At 54.2% G+C, this 19,409-nt stretch carries 17 protein-coding genes; 12 read left to right on the forward strand and 5 right to left on the reverse strand.

The annotated features are described in order from the left end of the window. Nucleotides 1-3: 3 nt before the first annotated feature. Complete coding sequence (locus K7X24_RS11020) at nucleotides 4-1,338, reverse strand: glycoside hydrolase family 28 protein (RefSeq protein WP_224554908.1); 1,335 nt, start codon at nucleotides 1,336-1,338, stop codon at nucleotides 4-6. 566 nt (nucleotides 1,339-1,904) lie between these two features. Between K7X24_RS11020 and K7X24_RS11025 the strand changes: the two genes are divergently transcribed. Further along, nucleotides 1,905-3,197 (forward strand): ABC transporter substrate-binding protein, encoded by a 1,293-nt coding sequence (locus K7X24_RS11025; protein WP_224554910.1) that lies wholly within the window; start codon nucleotides 1,905-1,907, stop codon nucleotides 3,195-3,197. 50 nt (nucleotides 3,198-3,247) lie between these two features. On the opposite strand, the gene K7X24_RS11030 is transcribed toward K7X24_RS11025, so the two are convergent. After that, nucleotides 3,248-4,927: a hypothetical protein gene (locus K7X24_RS11030; RefSeq protein ID WP_224554947.1), complete on the reverse strand. Its 1,680-nt coding sequence runs from the start codon at nucleotides 4,925-4,927 to the stop codon at nucleotides 3,248-3,250. Between the two features lie 354 nt (nucleotides 4,928-5,281). Here K7X24_RS11030 and cysJ point away from each other — a divergent pair, with 354 nt between their 5' ends. From cysJ to K7X24_RS11070, 8 genes are all read left to right on the forward strand, one after another. After that, the gene (cysJ, locus tag K7X24_RS11035) at nucleotides 5,282-7,111 is read left to right on the forward strand and encodes an NADPH-dependent assimilatory sulfite reductase flavoprotein subunit (RefSeq protein WP_224554912.1); all 1,830 of its coding nucleotides are present in this window, start codon (nucleotides 5,282-5,284) and stop codon (nucleotides 7,109-7,111) included. Beyond that, nucleotides 7,111-8,844, forward strand: coding sequence for an assimilatory sulfite reductase (NADPH) hemoprotein subunit (gene cysI / locus K7X24_RS11040; protein ID WP_224554914.1), 1,734 nt, complete (start codon nucleotides 7,111-7,113; stop codon nucleotides 8,842-8,844). The genes cysJ and cysI overlap by 1 nt, the downstream gene beginning before the upstream one ends. Before the next feature lie 12 nt (nucleotides 8,845-8,856). Beyond that, a complete protein-coding gene (locus K7X24_RS11045; RefSeq protein ID WP_103972385.1) occupies nucleotides 8,857-9,591 on the forward strand; it encodes a phosphoadenylyl-sulfate reductase in 735 nt (244 codons plus the stop codon). 516 nt (nucleotides 9,592-10,107) lie between these two features. Beyond that, on the forward strand, nucleotides 10,108-11,550 hold the full coding sequence (gene cysG, locus K7X24_RS11050) for a siroheme synthase CysG (protein ID WP_224554916.1): 1,443 nt from the start codon (nucleotides 10,108-10,110) through the stop codon (nucleotides 11,548-11,550). Between the two features lie 9 nt (nucleotides 11,551-11,559). Further along, nucleotides 11,560-12,468 (forward strand): sulfate adenylyltransferase subunit CysD, encoded by a 909-nt coding sequence (gene cysD, locus K7X24_RS11055; protein WP_103861716.1) that lies wholly within the window; start codon nucleotides 11,560-11,562, stop codon nucleotides 12,466-12,468. Nucleotides 12,469-12,542: 74 nt separating this feature from the next. After that, complete coding sequence (gene cysN / locus K7X24_RS11060; protein ID WP_107333735.1) at nucleotides 12,543-13,970, forward strand: sulfate adenylyltransferase subunit CysN; 1,428 nt, start codon at nucleotides 12,543-12,545, stop codon at nucleotides 13,968-13,970. Further along, nucleotides 13,909-14,589, forward strand: coding sequence for an adenylyl-sulfate kinase (gene cysC / locus K7X24_RS11065; protein WP_211007099.1), 681 nt, complete (start codon nucleotides 13,909-13,911; stop codon nucleotides 14,587-14,589). The genes cysN and cysC overlap by 62 nt, the downstream gene beginning before the upstream one ends. A gap of 55 nt (nucleotides 14,590-14,644) precedes the next feature. Next, nucleotides 14,645-14,980 carry a DUF3561 family protein gene (locus K7X24_RS11070; protein ID WP_029368162.1) on the forward strand — a complete coding sequence of 112 codons (336 nt, stop codon included), beginning with the start codon at nucleotides 14,645-14,647 and terminating at the stop codon, nucleotides 14,978-14,980. Nucleotides 14,981-15,040: 60 nt separating this feature from the next. Here K7X24_RS11070 and K7X24_RS11075 read toward each other — a convergent pair whose 3' ends face one another. From K7X24_RS11075 to K7X24_RS11085, 3 genes are all read right to left on the reverse strand, one after another. Continuing rightward, nucleotides 15,041-15,763 carry an amino acid ABC transporter ATP-binding protein gene (locus K7X24_RS11075; RefSeq protein WP_103942500.1) on the reverse strand — a complete coding sequence of 241 codons (723 nt, stop codon included), beginning with the start codon at nucleotides 15,761-15,763 and terminating at the stop codon, nucleotides 15,041-15,043. Further along, a complete protein-coding gene (locus tag K7X24_RS11080) occupies nucleotides 15,750-16,514 on the reverse strand; it encodes an amino acid ABC transporter permease (RefSeq protein WP_005973498.1) in 765 nt (254 codons plus the stop codon). Before K7X24_RS11080 ends, K7X24_RS11075 begins: the two co-directional genes overlap by 14 nt. Before the next feature lie 133 nt (nucleotides 16,515-16,647). Further along, nucleotides 16,648-17,418: a basic amino acid ABC transporter substrate-binding protein gene (locus K7X24_RS11085; protein ID WP_116586551.1), complete on the reverse strand. Its 771-nt coding sequence runs from the start codon at nucleotides 17,416-17,418 to the stop codon at nucleotides 16,648-16,650. Between the two features lie 331 nt (nucleotides 17,419-17,749). On the opposite strand from K7X24_RS11085, the gene ftsB reads away from it, so the two are divergent. The 3 genes from ftsB to ispF are packed head-to-tail and all read left to right on the forward strand — an operon-like array spanning nucleotide 17,750 to nucleotide 19,353. Next, nucleotides 17,750-18,085: a cell division protein FtsB gene (gene ftsB / locus K7X24_RS11090; protein WP_224554918.1), complete on the forward strand. Its 336-nt coding sequence runs from the start codon at nucleotides 17,750-17,752 to the stop codon at nucleotides 18,083-18,085. A gap of 3 nt (nucleotides 18,086-18,088) precedes the next feature. Then, nucleotides 18,089-18,802 carry a 2-C-methyl-D-erythritol 4-phosphate cytidylyltransferase gene (gene ispD, locus K7X24_RS11095; RefSeq protein ID WP_224554920.1) on the forward strand — a complete coding sequence of 238 codons (714 nt, stop codon included), beginning with the start codon at nucleotides 18,089-18,091 and terminating at the stop codon, nucleotides 18,800-18,802. Between the two features lie 53 nt (nucleotides 18,803-18,855). Continuing rightward, nucleotides 18,856-19,353, forward strand: coding sequence for a 2-C-methyl-D-erythritol 2,4-cyclodiphosphate synthase (gene ispF / locus K7X24_RS11100; protein ID WP_224554922.1), 498 nt, complete (start codon nucleotides 18,856-18,858; stop codon nucleotides 19,351-19,353). Nucleotides 19,354-19,409 lie beyond the last annotated feature (56 nt).

The raw sequence follows: 19,409 nt of genomic DNA on the forward strand, positions 1-19,409 counted from the left end.
CGACTATTCTTCCAACTCCACGATTGCCACGTGATGCCAGCCTGATGGTAGCGGATCGGGGCGGTGGATCGTCATGTGGCTGGTGGTCAGGTTCACAACGCCACGGGCAAATAGCGCGGGCATGCCGCCTGGGTAATGGTCGACACCGAAGGCGCGACCTGTCGCCGGATTGACCCGATACGCATTGTCCAGCCCCATACCCGTCGGGCGTTCTGGGTTACAAGGAGGGCGAACATCGTACATGCCCTGTTCCGGTGAGTCGCTCTGCCGCTGTTCGAGATGCACGACATGGAAATGGATATCCCTAATGTAGCCTGCGGGCGTGCTGTGCAGGTTAATCGCTCCCTCGCTGATCCCTGCGATCTGAGAAAATTGCACTGCCTCGATCCGGCCTGGTTCGATGGCGGGATCGCGATAGCGCACGGAGATAAAGATCGGATCGGCTTTGCCCCAATGGCAGGGATGTGCAGCAACGCACTGGAACGTGATGTTGCTGAACTGTAGACGTCGGAACGCGCCACCATCGCGCGAGATCAGGCCGATCGCACGGTTGGTATCGTAAATGGCGCAGTTGCTGACGGAAATATCTTCAATGTCGGCAAAGGTTTCGGTGCCGATCTTCAGAGCGCAGCTTTTGGAGCGCAGCAGGCAATTGCTGATGACCACCTGCTGTACCTTCCGTTGCAGGTGGGGGGGCTTGTGGGTAGTTTTGATACAGAGCGCATCGTCGGCAGCGCTCAGAGAGCAGTTGCTGATTTGCACTTGCTGGCAGCTATCAAGATCCAGCGCGTCGGTATTTGCCATGCTCAGATCGTTATCAATCGTCAACCGCTCGACGATGATCTGACGGCAACTGACCAGATGCACGGTCCACATCGGGGCGTGTTCAATCGTAAAATCACACAGGCGGACGTGCTCGCAATCCTCAAAGACCACAACGCGTGGGCGATGCTGTGCAGGCAGGCGATAGCCCTGATCGTCGGGTTCCGCAGAGAAATAGGCGCCGGCATTTCCCATGATCTTACCCTGACCACAGATCGTGATATTGCGTTGTTGGTAGGCATAAAGAAATGCACGGTGCGACAGCTCGGCCATGCTGATCGTCGTGGCCTGCGCAAACTGTTCATAGTCACCGCTGACGATGAGCTCAGCGCCCGCCTCCAATTGCAGACAAAAATTGGAAGGTAGCAACAATCCCCCTAACAGATAGCGCCCCGGTTCCACCGTCAGGGTGCCGCCGCCCTGTGCCGCAATCCGATCGATAGCCTGCTGAAAGATGGCGGTATCCGGCGTGATGCCGTCGGCAGCGGGGGAGTATGACTGAATAGAGTGCTTCATCGCTTTATCCTATCTGATCGAGCCTGTTCCGATTGCAGCACGTTTGCGGGTTTTTAGCTGTGTCTGTCATGGTGAAATCTGCGGAGGTTGGAGCGGGCTTCACAGCGCACGGCGCGCGGCGTAAGGGAATGTGAAAGGCATAACGAAGAGGACGATGCGGCGCGTTATGCCGTGTGTGTTTCATCACACTTTTGCGCCGTTTTCTCGCTTTTGCCGCGCGCATGGCGTGGTTTTGTTGTTTTTGTGTTTCTTATTTGTGAATTAAATCTCTTTTTGGTGTGGTGCACCGGTTAATGATGTGAGGCACCTCCCTGCCACATCACATAGGGCTCACACCGCGTGGTTGAAACGCCCGCTAACGTGGTGCGGTCATCAGCATTTCTTCCGTCAGCCCCGCAAATCACGCGTTTTCCCGCCGTGATGGCTAGCGCGATAAAACGGGTTCTGCCTATCTTGTCAGGGTCGAGAAATGGTTTGATTCACGGCTATGTACCTACCTGCTTTCTCATCTATATCGCCACACCAGTACGCCAGACACACACAATAATAATGTCGTTGGGGGAAAAATGAGATTACCTGGACTGATTGTCATCGCCTTCTCTGCGCTCTGTTCGTTCGCGCAGGCTGCTGAACCCGTGGAATTACGCCTCTCCTGGTGGGGAGGAAACAGCCGTCATCAGGCGACCTTGACGGCGCTGGAAGCGTTTCAGAAAAAGTATCCGAACATCAGCGTGAGACCAGAATATACCGGTTGGGACGGGCACCTATCCCGCCTGACGACGCAGATTGCCAGCGGTGAAGAACCGGATGTGCTACAGGTAAACTGGAACTGGTTGCCGATTTTTTCCAAGACGGGCACCGGATTTTATGATCTGAATAAGCTGACCGATACGCTGAAATTACAGGATTTCCCCGAAGATGCGCTGAAACCCGCGACAATTGACGGCAAGGTGAACGCGATTTCCACCTCGCTGAATGCGCTGGTGATGTACTACAACACGGAAACCTGGAAGAAGGCGGGGCTGCCGTATCCCACCACTTGGGATGAGCTGTTCCATGCGGGCAAGGTGTTTAAAGAGAAACTGGGCGATAACTATTTCCCTATCGCCTCGCCTGCGCAGGACAGCGGTGAAGGCGTGCTGGAGTTGATCAACTATTACATGACGCAGAAATACCAGATCGGCATGATCGATGAAAAGAACAAGCGCTTTAACTACAGCGAGGCGCAGTGGATCGAGGCGTTTCGCTTCTATAAGCGTTTGATCGACGAACATGTGATGCCGTCTTCGAAGTATTACAACGCGTTTGGTAAAGTCGGGATGTATGAAACACGCCCCTGGATTAACGGGGAATACGGCGGGGCACACCTGTGGATTTCGGTCGTGAAGAAATACGCCGATCCGCTGGCGGCACCCGGTAAGCTCGAATTAGGGCCTTACATTATGACGCCGGGATCGGATAACTCTGGGCAGTTCTTCAAACCGTCGATGCTGTTTGCTATCAGTAAAAACACGAAACATCCGAAAGAAGCGGCGCTGTTGCTGAATTATCTGATGAACGATCCTGAAGGTGCGCTGCTGATGGGCACCGAGCGCGGCATTCCGCTCAGCCGTATCGCCAGACAAACGCTGGAAGAAAAGCAGAAACTGGATACGAACGATCTATCGGTTGCAGGGCTCTCAATGGCGCTAGAAAAACCGATGCAAACGCCTGTTTCCTCTTATCTTGAAGATCCGCAGCTTGCCAGCCTGATCCTGCAAACCATCGAACAGCTCGACTATGGCAAGAAGAGCGTGGAAGAATCGGCGAAAAACTTCAGCAGTTCAGGTGAGCGCATTCTGAAACGGGTGGTTCGCTAGGTCGTTGCTGACTAAGATCGTGATTAATTAAGGTAGTGACTGTCGGTGCGTTACGTGAGTTCAGCCAACTGCTGTTGCAGGCTATCGGCTAACGCGCGTGGACGCCCGGCGTCAAACATCACATGCAGACTCACCGGATAATCCCGGTGTTGCAGGCAGAAATCCTCCATCTCATGCCCAATCCCGTACAGCGCCTGAATATTGGTTTTGGCGATTTCCCGCAGCGTCCAGTTGTTCTCCACCTGTTTGCAGTAGTGCAGCGTAAAGAAGGCTTTCTGTGCGTGAACAAAGGCGCGACAGTACAGCGTCAGACCACGCCATTCCTGCTGCCAGCGCACGCTAAGCGCTTCTGGCATCGTGTGTTCGCGGGAGAATTGCAGTGCGGCCTGCTGGCACTGTTCCGCCAACAGCCAGGCGGCATCTTTCTCTTTCGCAATGTGATAGAGATTCTGCGAAGCCAGTTCCGCATGCTGCGGATCGAACGTAATATCCTGACCGGAACCCGGCAGCCAGTGGTTACGGTTGAGCTGGCCGTACAGGCTCCAGATCGCTTGACCAAAGCTGGTCGGCAGCAGGCTGTGACGGTGGAAAACGTGGTGACGCGCATACAGCGATAGGGAAATGGCCTGATGAGCCTGATCCAACAAGGCGAGCATCGCATGCAGCACGGTATCGTCCGGCTGCCATTGGTAGCGCGTCATTAGCCACTGTGCAAACAGCGTGCTTTCGTTTGCCGCTGCGGTCTGGTTAGTCAGCAGTCGGGAACAGGCAAACAGCGTAAATTCGCTGAGCGTGCCGATCACGCTGTGATTATCTACGCCTTCCCAACTGATGCGGCACAGGGCGCTGACAATCGCGGGATTTTTCTCCCGGCACCACAACAGTCTTCCTTGAACTTCGGTGTAGCGCAGGAAGGGGAGATTGCCCCAGCCGACCTCTTCGCCAGCCAGATCCAGCTCAACCCAGACTTCACGCCCGTTGATGTCCAGCAGCGCCGGATTATTGGGGAACTCAGGCCAGAAGCGTTCCGGCGTGACTTTGATGGCGACGGAGACCGATTCTGGCAGCGTGCGAATGGCGTTCAGGACATTACCGATATCCTGATGGCTGGCAGGAAACGCACGCAATACCAAATGGCGCTGGTGGTAGTGCATCACACGGGCGACGGCGGAAAATAGACGGTGATAGATCTGCTCGCTGTCGGCGTTGGTCGGCCAGTGCGTGGTAACGGGAACGACGCCGTTGATCGCATCGCCGGAAGGGGCGGAAAAGCGCAGCAGGCTATCGCTGTTGGAGATCGCCAGAAGCAGGCCGCTCAGCCGTGGAATTTGCTGCATCAACAGTTCGACTTTGGCGGCAAGGTAGTCGCACCAAAAATCGGTATCCATGCGAAGGCTATGTGTGTCGTCGAGTAATTCTGGGTGATGAAGCAGTAAATCCGTGGGAAACGACAGCTCTTTGCATTGCAGATATAGCGCTAGCCCCTGTTCACGGCAGTGCGCCGCGACCTGATTCAGGTAAACACAGCGGGAACGCTGCTGGCTGCTGATGCGATCGTCAAAACGCGCATTATTGTAGGCTTCCGGCGTCACCAGTTTATCCAGCAAATCCGCTGCGCCCAGCACCAGCGTATTAAAGCCGTGCTCACGGGCATAATCGACGACCGAGATGACTTGTTGCCAGTGCCAAATGTCTTGCGTATTGAGCTCCAGTGCGCGTCGTTGCCACATCATTTTTCTCCCGTTGCCACTGGCGTGAGTATCGCATTGATGTGCTATCGCAAAGGATAAATTCCTGAAGCGAACGCCAGAAATGTGAGCCTGTTCGCTTCTTTATAGAAGAGCGGTCAATACCGGATAATTTCAAAAATAGGCTCTCCAGAGGCGTCCAGTCAGCTATAACACTTTAAGCAATAAGGACTATCAGAAAAACCATTTAGTCATTTTGGTTATTTAATATTTCCATCATTTCTTTAATTGTTAAGATGCAGACCGTTACCCTTATCCTCCATCCATCTTTTTATTGCCTATTTTTGTATTAGCGTCGTTGGCTAACAGCACAGGCACAAGGAAACAGAAATCACAATGACTACTCCGGTTTCCCCCACTTCATTGCTTCCGCTGAGTGTGGAGCAATTAACGCGTTTACAGGCGGCAACCGGTGATTTCTCATCGACGCAGCTAGCCTGGCTATCCGGCTATTTCTGGGGTTTAGTACAGCAGCCAGGGAATGTGCAACTGGGGGCGATCGCTGCCACGGCAACGACAGCATCCGCAGTCACGGTGCTGGTACAAACGATTACGCTGATTTCCGCCTCACAGACCGGCAATGCGCGCCGGGTCGCAGAACAGCTGCGTGACGATCTGCTGGCAGCCAAGCTGTCCGTCAATCTGGTCAATGCGGGTGATTACAAATTCAAGCAAATCGGGCAGGAAAAACTGCTGCTGATTGTGGCCTCGACGCAGGGGGAAGGGGAGCCGCCGGAAGAGGCGGTCGCGCTGCACAAGTTCCTGCTGTCCAAAAAAGCCCCAGAAATGAAAGACACCGCGTTTGCCGTGTTTGGTCTGGGCGATACTTCTTACGAATTCTTCAGCAAGGCGGGTAAGGATTTCGATAGCCGTCTGGCTGAGCTAGGTGCGGAACGCCTGCTGGATCGCGTTGATGCCGATGTCGATTATCAGGGGCTTGCCGAACAATGGCGACGCCAACTGGTGGACATTTTACAGGCGCGGGTGCCGGTTCAGGGTGACGCCGTCGCGCAGATTGCCGCTCAGGGCGCACTGGATGAAATTACCAGCAGCCCGTACAGCAAAGCTTCACCGCTGCATGCCACGTTTGCCGTCAATCAGAAAGTGACTGGGCGTAACTCCGAAAAGGATGTTCGCCATATCGAGATCGATCTGGGCGATTCTGATTTGCGTTACCAGCCGGGAGATGCGTTGGGCGTGTGGTTCGATAACGATCCCGCGCTGGTGCAGGAATTGCTGGAACTACTGTGGCTGAAAGGCGATGAGTCTGTCAGCGTTGACGGCAAGACGCTGCCATTATCGCAGGCGTTGAAAAGCCACTTTGAGCTGACGCAGAACACGGCACCGATTGTCGAGAAGTATGCGGCACTGTCGCGTAATGAAACGCTGCTGTCGCTGTTGGCCGATAAGCCTGCGCTTCAGCAGTTTGCACAGCGTACACCGCTGGTCGATATGGTGCGACAAGCGCCGACTGAACTGACGGCGGAGCAACTGCTGGGTCTGCTGCGTCCGCTGACGCCGCGTCTTTACTCTATTGCCTCCTCGCAGGCGGAAGCCGAAAGTGAAGTGCACATCACCGTTGGCGTGGTGCGCTACGAATACGAAGGCCGCGCGCGTGCCGGTGGCGCATCCAGCTATCTGGCCGACAGGCTGAGCGAAGACGACGAAATCCGCGTCTTCATCGAACATAACGATAACTTCCGTCTGCCTGCTAACTCCGATGCACCGGTCATCATGATTGGGCCGGGCACTGGCATTGCGCCGTTCCGTGCGTTTATGCAGCAGCGCGATGCCGAAGGGGCAGAAGGGAAAAACTGGCTGTTCTTTGGTAACCCGCACTTTACGGAAGATTTTCTGTATCAGGTTGAATGGCAGCGCTACGTCAAAGATGGACTGCTAACCCATATCGACCTGGCCTGGTCACGCGATCAGGCGAACAAGGTGTATGTGCAGGACAAACTGCGAGAAAAAGGTGCGGAAGTCTGGCGCTGGATTCAGGACGGTGCACACTTGTACGTGTGTGGTGATGCCAACCGTATGGCAAAAGACGTCGAGCGGGCACTGCTGGATCTGATAGTTGAGCATGGCGGCATGGACAGTGAACAGGCCGATGAGTTTTTAAGCGATCTGCGCCTTGAGCGCCGTTATCAGCGAGATGTGTACTAATGAGTGAAAAATACGTTTTCAGTGAAAAACACCCCGGCCCCTTAGTGGTAGAAGGGAAACTCGCTGACGCAGAGCGCATGAAGACAGAAAGTAACTTTCTGCGCGGCACGATTGCTGAAGACCTGAACGATGGTCTGACCGGTGGCTTTAAGGGCGATAACTTTCTGCTGATCCGTTTCCACGGTATGTATCAGCAGGATGACCGCGATATTCGCGCCGAACGTGCCGAGCAGAAGCTGGAGCCGCGCCATGCGATGCTGCTGCGCTGCCGTCTGCCTGGTGGCGTGATGACGCCAGAGCAGTGGCTGCGGATCGACAAATTTGCGACTGAAAATACGATCTACGGCAGTATTCGTATCACGAACCGTCAGACGTTCCAGTATCACGGCATTCTCAAATCGAACGTGAAACCGGTACATCAGATGCTGAATAGCATCGGGCTGGATGCGCTGGCGACGGCGAATGACATGAACCGCAACGTGCTGTGTACGTCTAACCCGATCGAATCCGAACTGCATCAGCAGGCGTATGAGTGGGCTAAAAAGATTTCTGAGCATCTGCTGCCGCGCACGCGGGCCTATGCTGAGATCTGGATGGATCAGGAGAAAGTGGCAACGACGGATGAAGAGCCGATTTTAGGTTCAACGTATCTGCCGCGTAAATTCAAAACCACGGTCGTGATCCCGCCGCAGAATGATATCGATCTGCATGCGAACGATCTCAACTTCGTTGCGATTGCCGATAACGGCCGTCTGGTGGGCTTCAACGTGCTGGTGGGCGGTGGGCTTTCTATTGCGCACGGCGATAAAGAAACCTATCCGCGTACCGCCAGTGAGCTGGGCTACATTTCCATTGAGCATACGCTGGCCATCGCAGAAGCGGTGGTGACCACGCAGCGCGATTGGGGTAACCGGACTAACCGTAAAAACGCGAAAACCAAATACACGCTGGAGCGTGTAGGCGTGGATAACTTCAAGCAGGAAGTGGAAGCGCGTGCCGGTGTGAAATTTGAAGCCGTGCGCCCTTATGAATTCACTGGACGTGGCGATCGCATTGGCTGGGTAAAAGGCATCGACAATAAATGGCATCTGACGCTGTTTATCGAAAACGGTCGTGTTCTGGATTATCCGGGGCGTCCGCTGAAAACCGGTCTGGCGGAAATTGCCAAGATCCACAAAGGGGATTTCCGGTTAACGGCGAACCAGAATTTGATCATCGCGGGCGTTCCTGCGCGTAGCAAAGCGAAGATTGATGCGCTGGCGCGTGAGCACGGCCTAATCGATGACGGCGTCAGCGAGCAGCGTAAGAATTCGATGGCCTGTGTGTCGTTCCCGACCTGTCCACTGGCAATGGCGGAAGCCGAACGCTTCCTGCCGGAGTTCGTCACGAAAGTGGAAGGCATCATGCAGCAGCACGGCGTGGGCGATGAACATATCGTTCTGCGTGTGACGGGCTGCCCGAACGGCTGCGGCCGTGCGATGCTGGCAGAAATCGGCCTGGTGGGTAAAGCTATGGGGCGTTATAACGTGCACCTTGGCGGGAATCGCGAGGGGACACGCATTCCCCGCATGTATCGCGAAAATATTAATGAAACCGAGATCCTCGCGGACATCGATCGGCTTATCGGGCTGTGGGCGCAAGATCGCCAGCCGAATGAAGGCTTCGGTGATTTCGTGATTCGTACCAACATCATTAAACCGGTGCTGGATCCCGCTCGCGATTTTTATGACTGACAGGAGAGCCTGATGGCCGAATTTAATCTTGAGGCGCTCAACGCGTTACCGAAAGCGGAACAGACAGCTGAGTTGGCTACGGTGAACAGTCAGCTTGAATCGCTGTCTGCGCAGGAAAGAGTGAGCTGGGCGCTGGAGAATCTGCCGGGCGACTATGTTTTGTCGTCCAGCTTCGGCATTCAGGCGGCGGTATCGCTGCATCTGGTGACGCAACAGCGGCCGGATATTCCGGTTATCCTCACGGATACGGGCTATCTGTTTCCTGAAACCTATCAGTTTATTGATGCGCTGACAGAGCAGTTAACGCTGAATCTGCAAGTGTATCGCGCAACGGAGTCTCCGGCCTGGCAAGAGGCGCGCTACGGTAAGCTGTGGGAGCAGGGCGTGGAAGGCATCGAACGCTATAACCTGCTGAACAAAGTCGAGCCGATGAACCGTGCGCTGAGTGAGCTAAAAGCGAAAACCTGGTTTGCTGGCCTGCGCCGCGAGCAGTCTGGCAGTCGTGGGGAATTACCGGTGCTGGCGATTCAACGTGGCGTCTTCAAATTCCTGCCGATTATCGATTGGGATAATCGGACTGTGTATCAATACCTGAAAGGAAATGGCCTGAGTTACCATCCACTATGGGATCAAGGCTATCTATCCGTCGGCGATACACACACCACCCGCAAATGGGAACCGGGTATGGCCGAAGAAGAAACACGCTTCTTTGGCCTGAAACGCGAATGCGGACTGCACGAAGGGTAAAAGGCATCTGACACATTGTCGTTTGCCTGCCATGCTGTCTCTTAGCCATATTTTTATGTAGATGCAGATACGGTTTCGTGCGCCACAATATTGCCATTCCATGCTACTTCGTAGCACGCGCCCGACACGGGGCGGCTCAGCGCCGCTCGCCCCGTGACCCCTGGCTTTCCGGCGCAAATTATGCCGCGAATGCGGTGCCTTCGTCGGTATCGGGCTTTACGGCCCGCTTGCGACACGTTCCATACGTGGCGCAAGCTTTCGCCGCGTCCCTGCGGCTCATCCTAAGCTCGCTATCTCCTCAGCATAATTTTTTACGCCGGAGAAGAGCAAAATCTGCGAAGCCTGTGGGTTTGTGTATAAGAAACCGTCTTTATTAGGGGAAACCCCCACCTAATCACAGTTGTGAACAGGGTGTTATTCCATTACGGAACTTGTCATTCCAATTCGGCATTTCATAAGTGTTCTGTCCGCACCGTATAGTCGCATTATCTATTTTTTTGCTTAGTTAAGGCGACTGTGAACTATCTCCCTTTATTTGCCGATCTTCGTCAGCGTCCGGTACTGGTTGTGGGCGGCGGCGAGGTTGCTACGCGCAAAATCGATCTGCTGCAACGCGCGGGTGCGGAGATAAAAATTGTCGCACAGGCGCTGGCGGAACCGTTGGCGGCTCAGCATCAGGCTGGGCAGGTTGAATGGCTGGCGCATACTTTTACGCCAGAGCTGTTATCCGGCGTGTTTCTGGTCATTGCCGCTACGGATGACGCCGAGCTGAATGCCGCGGTATTTGAGGCGGCGAACCAGCGTCATTTGCTGGTGAACGTGGTGGACGATCAGCCGAAGTGCTCGTTTATTTTCCCCTCGATTGTCGATCGCTCTCCGCTGGTGGTGGCGATTTCCTCGGGTGGACAGGCACCGGTGCTGGCGCGTCTGCTGCGTGAAAAACTGGAATCATTACTGCCTGCCAGTTTGGGCACGATGGCGGACATCGCCGGAAGCTGGCGCGACAGAATTAAAACCCGACTGCATTCGATGCCAGCACGTCGTCGCTTTTGGGAGCGGCTGTTTGTCGGACGCTTTGCGTCGCTGGTGTCTGCTGGTCAACTGGCGCAGGCCGAAGACGAATTGCAGCAGCAACTGGTGCATCAGCAAGAGGAACAGCAGCAACCAGTGGCCGCACGCGGTGAAGTCGCACTGGTTGGTGCAGGCCCCGGCGATGCCGGACTGCTGACACTGCGTGGATTACAGGTGATGCAGCAGGCGGACGTGGTGCTGTATGACCATTTGGTCAGCGCTGACGTGCTGGATCTGGTGCGCCGCGACGCAGAACGCATCTGTGTTGGAAAACGTGCCAGTGCGCATTCGTTGCCGCAGGATGAGATTAATCAGCTACTGGTGAAGCTGGCGCAGGAAGGGAAGCGGGTAGTACGCCTGAAAGGCGGCGATCCCTTCATTTTCGGCCGCGGCGGCGAAGAGTTACAAGCGGTCGCGCAGGCGGGTATCACATTTCAGGTCGTGCCCGGCGTGACGGCTGCGGCGGGCGTCACGGCGTATGCGGGGATTCCGTTAACGCACCGTGACTACGCGCAGAGCGTGCTTTTTATTACCGGACACTGTCGCCCGGATGGCGACGAGTTGGACTGGTCAACGCTGGCGCGTGGCCGCCAGACGCTGGCGATTTACATGGGAACGATGAAGGCTGCGGAGATTTCGCAGCAACTGATCGCGCATGGCCGTTCATCGCAGACACCCGTTGCCGTGATCAGTCGCGGCACCCGACACGATCAGCAGGTGCAAATCGGTACGCTGCAAGAATTAGAACATTTGGCACGGCAAGCGCCGACACCAGCGTTGCTGGTGATTGGCGAGGTGGTGGATCTACATCATCAGATTGCCTGGTTTGGTCAGACAACGCCGACGGTGCCGCAAGACAGCCGCCCAGCGGTAGTAAACTTGGCTTAAGGAAAGGGTATGGACGAGAAACGACTCACGCATTTACGGCAGCTTGAAGCCGAAAGCATTCACATCATCCGCGAAGTGGCGGCCGAGTTCAGTAATCCGGTGATGATGTACTCCATCGGCAAAGACTCTTCGGTGATGCTGCATCTGGCGCGCAAGGCGTTCTATCCGGGAGCGCTGCCTTTCCCGCTGCTGCACGTTGATACCGGCTGGAAATTTCGTGAAATGTACGAATTCCGCGACCAGACGGCAAAGGCCTACGGCTGTGAACTGCTGGTGCACCGCAACCCGCAGGGGGAAGCGCTGGGGATTAACCCCTTTGTGCACGGCAGCGCCAAACACACCGACATCATGAAAACGGAAGGGCTGAAGCAGGCGCTGGATAAATACGGTTTTGATGCCGCGTTTGGCGGGGCGCGCCGCGATGAAGAGAAATCGCGTGCTAAAGAACGTATTTACTCCTTCCGCGACCGCTTCCACCGCTGGGATCCGAAGAACCAGCGCCCAGAGCTGTGGCATAACTACAACGGCCAGATCAACAAAGGCGAGAGCATCCGCGTTTTCCCGCTCTCCAACTGGACCGAGCTGGATATCTGGCAATACATCTATCTGGAAAACATCGATATTGTTCCGCTGTATCTGGCCGCGCCGCGTCCGGTGGTGGAACGCGATGGCATGCTGTTGATGGTGGATGACGATCGCATCGATCTGCAACCGGGCGAAGTGATCGAACAACGCATGGTGCGATTCCGCACGCTGGGCTGCTGGCCGCTGACGGGGGCGGTAGCATCGGAGGCGCAGACGCTGCCGGAAATCATCGAAGAGATGCTGATTTCCACGACCAGTGAGCGTCAGGGAAGGGTAATTGACCGCGATCAGGCAGGTTCAATGGAGCTGAAAAAGCGTCAAGGGTATTTCTGAGGAATCGTCGAATGAGCCAAATTTCGTTAAAAGACACAGCGGCAGAAAATGCGGCTGAGAAAGATGCAGTCGTCATCAACAATGCGATTGCACAACAGATCGCCGAGCAGGGCGGTGTGGAAGCTTATTTACATGCGCAGCAGGATAAAACGCTGCTGCGTTTCCTGACCTGCGGTAGCGTCGACGACGGAAAAAGTACGCTGATTGGCCGGTTGCTGCACGATACGCGCCAAATTTATGAAGATCAGCTCAGTACGCTGCACAATGACAGCAAGCGTATTGGAACGCAGGGCGAAAAGCTGGATCTAGCATTGTTGGTCGATGGGCTTCAGGCCGAGCGTGAGCAGGGCATCACGATTGACGTGGCTTACCGCTATTTTTCTACGGAAAAGCGCAAATTCATCATCGCCGATACGCCGGGACACGAGCAGTACACCCGCAACATGGCGACTGGCGCATCAACCTGTGAGCTGGCGATTCTGCTGATTGACGCTCGCAAAGGCGTATTGGATCAAACCCGTCGTCACAGCTTTATTGCGACCCTGCTGGGGATTCGCGATCTGGTGGTGGCGGTGAACAAAATGGACTTAGTGGATTATCAGCAAACGGTGTTTGAGCAGTTTAAGCAGGATTATCTGGATTTTGCTCAGCAACTGCCTGCCGACCTGAATATCACCTTTGTGCCGATTTCCGCGCTGGATGGCGACAATGTCGCGACGCCGAGTACGACGATGGGCTGGTATACCGGGCCGACGCTGCTGGACGTGCTGGAAACGGTCAATGTGGCACAGCGCACGCTGGAACAGCCGATGCGCTTCCCGGTGCAATATGTGAACCGCCCGAATCTGGATTTCCGTGGCTACGCAGGAACGCTGGCATCCGGCATTATCCGCGTTGGGCAACGGATTAAAGTGCTGCCGTCCGGCGTAGAATCTACCGTCAGCCGTATTGTGACCTTTGACGGTGATTTACCGCAGGCGCAGGCGGGTGAAGCGATTACGCTGGTGCTGGCGGATGAGGTAGATATCAGCCGCGGTGACCTGCTGGTCGATAGCAGCGAGTCGCTGAAAGCGGTGCAGCATGCGCTGGTGGATGTCGTCTGGATGGCGGAGCAGCCGCTGGTGCCGGGACAAAGTTACGACATCAAGATTGGCGGCAAGAAAACGCGCGCTCGGGTCGAGAATATTCAGTATCAGGTTGAGATCAATACGCTGACGCAACGTGTAGCGGAGAACCTGCCGCTGAATGGTATCGGTTCGGTTGAGCTGATTTTTGATGAGCCGCTGGTGCTGGACAACTATCAGCACAACGCGGTGACGGGCGGGATGATCTTCATCGATCGTTTGAGCAACGTCACAGTGGGCGCGGGTCTGGTGCGGGAACCTATCGAGCAGGTGTATCAGGAGCCGGGCGCGTACAGCGCGTTTGAGCTGGAACTGAATGCGCTGGTGCGTCGCCACTTCCCACATTGGGGTGCGCGCGATCTGCTGGGAGGCAAATAACGTGTCTTTACGCGATGAACCGACTGACGATAACGTCGTCTGGCATGCGCACGATGTCACCCGAGAGTCGCGCGAAACGCTGCATGGTCATCAGGGCGTTGTTATCTGGTTTACCGGGTTGTCTGGATCCGGTAAATCCACGCTGGCGGGGGCGCTGGAACAGGTGCTACATCAGCGTGGTGTCAGCACCTACCTGCTGGATGGCGATAACGTGCGGCACGGGTTGTGCCGCGATTTAGGCTTCACCGACGACGATCGGCGCGAAAACATCCGCCGCGTGGGTGAGGTCGCAAAACTGATGGTGGACGCGGGTCTGGTCGTCCTGACTGCGTTTATCTCGCCGCACCGCGCCGAGCGTAAAATGGTGCAGGATTTACTGGGCGAAGGGCAGTTCATCGAGGTCTTCGTGGATACGCCGTTAGCGACCTGTGAAGCGCGCGATCCCAAGGGTTTGTATAAAAAAGCCCGTGCGGGAGAGCTGCGTAATTTCACTGGGATCGACTCGGCATATGAAGCACCGGAAGCGCCGGATAGTCATCTGAATGGCGAACAATTAGTAACACATTTGACAGACCAATTGTTAGATCTGCTGGGCAAGCGAGCTATTATCAAGCTCTGATATCCCGCTTTTTTCACCGCGCCAGTGGGTGATAAGGGGACGAATGGGAAAGATTATGCAAAATGCCACGCAGTTAACGATTAGCAAGACTCGGCCAGCGCAACAAGAAGAGGATGACGGCGTTTCCTACCTGTTTATGGGGGCGGTCACGGGGTTCTCTTTTTATTGGTTGGCCTTCACTATCCCTTTTTTGGTATACGGCTCCAATACCACGTTTTTCTTCATGCTCTACACTTGGCCGTTTTTTCTGGCGCTGATGCCGTTTTCAGTGTTGGTTGGCGTCGGGTTTAGCTTTTTGCTGAGAGGCTATCTTTTTTATACGCTTTTTGCGACAGGGCTGACGGTGGTCTGCCTGTTCTGGTTGGTATTTTCTTTTCTGACGGGGTGGTAAAAGAAAAAGGCTGCCAGCGCGGAAGACGCTGACAGCCTACGGTTTACCGTTTTAACGTATTTACAGTATTTTGCTCAGGAACGCCTGCGTGCGCGGGTTACTCGGATGCGTAAAGATCGCCTCTGGCGTTCCTTGTTCCTGAATAATCCCCTGATCGATAAAGATCACTCTATCGGCCACTTCTCGGGCAAATGCCATTTCATGGGTCACGATGACCATCGTCATGCCTTCGTTCGCCAGCGTTTTCATGACTGCCAACACTTCACCAACTAGCTCTGGGTCCAGCGCGGATGTCGGTTCATCAAACAGCATGATCGCCGGTTCCATCGCTAACGCGCGGGCAATCGCGACACGCTGCTGTTGTCCACCGGACAGGCTGTTCGGCCAGGCATCGATTTTATCCAGCAGGCCGACCTTGCTGAGCAACGCTTTCGCTCGCTCAACGGCCTGCGCGCGGGATAATTTTTTCACATCCATCGGTGCCATAATCACGTTTTCCAACACCGTCATGTGCGGAAATAGATTAAAGCGCTGGAAGACCATCCCCACGCTTTCACGCACGCGATTGATATTGGTTTTCTGATCGTGAATGGCAAAACCGTTGACCGTAATCTCGCCTGCTGACAGTGTCTCCAGTGCGTTGATACAGCGCAGAAAGGTACTTTTTCCTGAACCGGATGGGCCAATCAGACAGAGCACTTCCTGAGGCGCGATATCACAGGAAATACCACGCAGGACATGCGTATCGCCAAACTGTTTTTGCAGGTTTTTAACGTGAATCACTTTTGCCAAACCTCATTTCCATGTGCCGCACCAGCAGCGAGAGCAGGAAAGTAATAACCCAATAAACGATAGAGATCGCTAGGTAGGGTTCCCAGTACGTGGCGTAAGCCCCTGACACCGTACGAGCGGCATAGGCGAGATCCGCCAATCCGATTGCTGAAGCCAGCGATGAATCCTTCACAATCGCGATGGCGTTGTTGCCCAGCGGTGGCAGCATGCGGCGGAAAGCCTGCGGCAGAATGACTTTCCGCATGGTACGGCCATAGCTCATTCCGAGAGAGCGTGACGCTTCCATCTGGCCGCGATCGATCGACTGAATGCCAGCACGGAATATCTCGGAGACATAGGCACCCGCATTCAGCGTAATTGCCACGACGCAAGAGAGGAACGCACCGTAATCTGAGCGCAGCGTACGGGCAAAATCGACCGACATAATATTGCTGGTCACCAGCAGTCCATCACGCGGATTGATGAACAGCGGCACCAGTGCGAAGTGCACCACCATGATTTGCACAAACAGCGGCGTGCCCCGGAAGGCGCTGATGTAGATGCGTACTGGCCATTGAACGCCGTAGTGCAGGATATATTTCCACGGCCCGTGCGGCGCTTGCGCTAAGCGGCCCAATCCGAGCGTTAATCCCCAGCAGGTGCCAAGAATGACACAGATAATGGTGCATTTGATGGTCATCCAGGTGCCTTCCATAAATAGCGGGGCATATTCCTGAATGATCTCCCAACGAAATCCCGTCAAGATCGTTTCCTTTTTTGAATAGGCTAACGTAATGATTATTCTAAATTAAACCGGACAGGCTGGCTGTCCGGTTGATGCGACGTCTCGCGTGAGGCGATGGAGATCTGGAGAGGTGCGCAGTGTCTTGCAGGCGTTATTCTGCGGGTAAGGTCGGAACGTTGTTATCAAACCAGGTTTGATAGATCTTGGCGTAGGTGCCATCAGCAACGATTTTTTTCAGCCCTGAGTTAATCTTCGCACGCAGCTGATCGTTGCCTTTCGCGACGGCGATCCCGAAATACTGGCGTTCGAATTTGGCGTCGGAAACCAGATTGAACTGTTTTTCAGGGTGAGTCTTAATGTAAAACTTCACCACGCCCACGTCGCCAACCGCTGCGCCCACACCATCTTCATACAGCTCTTGTAACATTAACGGGGTGTTATCAAAGCGCTTAATCGATGTACTGTTTTTGCCTAATACGTCGGACACCACGATATCGGCGGTGCTGGAGTTCACGACACCAACTTTGTGATCTTTCAGCGCTGCAATCGAGTCGATCGTCGAGCCTTTAGGCACCACAATGGACTGCTCAGCAGGGAAATAAGGTGTGGAGAAATCGACCATTTGCTTACGTTTGTCGGTAATCGTGATACCGGAAATGATAATGTCGCGGTCGCCGGAGTTAAGGGTCGCGAAGATCCCTTCCCACGGCGTATTGATCAGCTTGATATTAAAATTCTCCGCCTTGGCGATTGCTTTAATAATATCAATATCAAAGCCTTCCAGCTCTTTCTGCGCGTTTTCAAACTCAAAGGGACGATAGGTGCCGCCAGAGCCGACAACGTAAGTGGGTTCAGCGGCAAAGGCGCTAGTAGAGAGTGCGGTTGCGAAGAGCGCACTAACGAATAACAGTTTTTTGAACATGGTTTTCTCCTAGTTTAAATGTAACATTTTCTTTTTTTATGCACTTTGTATGCATAAAAATACACAGATAGCATTAATGGTTCAACTGACGTTTTTCCTATGGGCGGTTTTATTCACATGGCTCCTGCGCACTTGCGTCTTCTGATGAATAGAAAGTACGAGAGGATGAATGGATGAAATGAGTGTGACGTGGGTGCGCGTTTGGCATGCTCTTTTGCCCGAAATATCCCCATTTGGGCATGTGGCAGGGTGAATATTGCCTCCCACTGCTGGACACAGTGGAGTCGAAACAAAAGTTATGGGATGATTAGGCGGTTTTTCAGGGGGCGGGATGGGAAAGCTTACGCTGTTATTATTGATATTGCTTGGCTGGCTTCAGTACTCACTGTGGCTGGGCAAGAATGGCATTCATGATTATGTTCGGGTGAAGGATGATGTTGTTGTCCAGCAGGGGAACAATGCCAAATTAAAAGACCGTAACGAACAGCTGTTTGCTGAAATTGATGACCTCAATGGCGGTCAGGAAGCGATTGAAGAGCGCGCACGCAATGAACTGGGTATGATCAAACCCGGTGAAAGCTTCTATCGTCTGGTGCCAGAATCTAGCCACCGTAACGCGAATACGGCGTCATCTAATAACGCTTCATCCAACAATACACAACGTTGACGCATGCAGATACCACGCCTTTCCCCGCCTGAAATTGTTGCTGTTTTGCCCGCTGCGGGTAACGGCAGCCGGATGCAAAACGATCGTCCTAAGCAGTATCTGACGATTGGCAATGATGCGACCGGTCATAAAACCATTCTCGAACATACCATCGACGCGCTTTTACGCCATTCACGCGTACAGCGTGTCGTCGTCGTTATCAGTCCAGATGACGTATTCTTTCATACTCTGGCGATTGCCAAAGATTCCCGTATTTGTGCCGTGACGGGCGGGCAGCAGCGTGCGGATTCCGTACTGGCTGGGCTGGCTGCCGTTGACGATAGCGCGTGGGCGTTGGTGCATGACGCGGCGCGTCCGTGTCTGCATCAGGACGATCTGACGCGCCTGCTGGCGATTGTCGAGCAGAGTGACGTTGGTGGAATTCTGGCCGCACCGGTTCGTGATACCATGAAGCGCAGCACGGACGGGTTTATCGATCGCACGGTAGAACGTAACGATTTGTGGCATGCGCTGACGCCGCAGCTTTTTCCTGCGGCGCTGTTGAAACAGTGTCTGCAACGGGCGCTTCAGGATGGCGTTGCCGTCACAGATGAAGCCTCTGCGCTGGAATATTGTGGCTATCGCCCGCAAATTATCAGCGGACGTTCGGATAATATCAAAGTCACGCGTCCAGAGGATTTGGCATTAGCCGAATTCTATTTAACCAGTTTGCAGTAACCTCATTTTATTCGTTAAATTTATTTGTTAAATACATATAAGGAGAACGCGCGATGCGTATCGGTCACGGTTTTGATGTCCATAAGTTCGGTGGAGAAGGTCCGCTGGTGATCGGTGGCGTGCGAATTCCTTATACTCAAGGCTTGCTGGCGCATTCCGATGGGGATGTGGTGCTGCACGCCGTGACCGATGCCCTGTTGGGCGCTGCCGCGCTGGGCGACATTGGCAAGCTGTTTCCTGATACTGATCCGGCCTTTAAAGGCGCTGACAGCCGTGGCCTGTTGCGTGAAGCCTGGCGTCGTATCAACGATAAAGGTTATCAGTTGGGAAACTTGGACGTCACGATTATTGCGCAGACGCCAAAAATGGCACCGCACATCCCGCAAATGCGTGTGAACCTGGCGGAAGATTTGCAGTGCCATATGGACGACGTCAATGTGAAAGCGACCACGACGGAACAACTGGGCTTTACAGGTCGCGGCGAAGGTATTGCCTGCGAAGCCGTTGCCCTGCTGGTGAAAAAAGAAACGGGCGAAATTGTCGCGTGGTAAGTCGTTGGTTTATCGACAATACTTTATTAAGAATAGAAAATTAACAGTATAAAAAA

Source organism: Pectobacterium versatile (assembly GCF_020166435.1).
In the GTDB taxonomy this organism is placed as follows: Bacteria; Pseudomonadota; Gammaproteobacteria; order Enterobacterales; family Enterobacteriaceae; genus Pectobacterium; species Pectobacterium versatile.

Coding starts and splice junctions, on each gene's coding strand:
- K7X24_RS11020 (WP_224554908.1), bottom strand. CDS start 1,338: ATGAAGCACTCTATTCAGTCATACTCCCCCGCTGCCGACGGCATCACG.
- K7X24_RS11025 (WP_224554910.1), top strand. CDS start 1,905: ATGAGATTACCTGGACTGATTGTCATCGCCTTCTCTGCGCTCTGTTCG.
- K7X24_RS11030 (WP_224554947.1), bottom strand. CDS start 4,927: ATGTGGCAACGACGCGCACTGGAGCTCAATACGCAAGACATTTGGCAC.
- cysJ (WP_224554912.1), top strand. CDS start 5,282: ATGACTACTCCGGTTTCCCCCACTTCATTGCTTCCGCTGAGTGTGGAG.
- cysI (WP_224554914.1), top strand. CDS start 7,111: ATGAGTGAAAAATACGTTTTCAGTGAAAAACACCCCGGCCCCTTAGTG.
- K7X24_RS11045 (WP_103972385.1), top strand. CDS start 8,857: ATGGCCGAATTTAATCTTGAGGCGCTCAACGCGTTACCGAAAGCGGAA.
- cysD (WP_103861716.1), top strand. CDS start 11,560: ATGGACGAGAAACGACTCACGCATTTACGGCAGCTTGAAGCCGAAAGC.
- cysC (WP_211007099.1), top strand. CDS start 13,909: ATGCGCTGGTGCGTCGCCACTTCCCACATTGGGGTGCGCGCGATCTGC.
- K7X24_RS11070 (WP_029368162.1), top strand. CDS start 14,645: ATGCAAAATGCCACGCAGTTAACGATTAGCAAGACTCGGCCAGCGCAA.
- K7X24_RS11085 (WP_116586551.1), bottom strand. CDS start 17,418: ATGTTCAAAAAACTGTTATTCGTTAGTGCGCTCTTCGCAACCGCACTC.
- ftsB (WP_224554918.1), top strand. CDS start 17,750: ATGGGAAAGCTTACGCTGTTATTATTGATATTGCTTGGCTGGCTTCAG.
- ispD (WP_224554920.1), top strand. CDS start 18,089: ATGCAGATACCACGCCTTTCCCCGCCTGAAATTGTTGCTGTTTTGCCC.
- ispF (WP_224554922.1), top strand. CDS start 18,856: ATGCGTATCGGTCACGGTTTTGATGTCCATAAGTTCGGTGGAGAAGGT.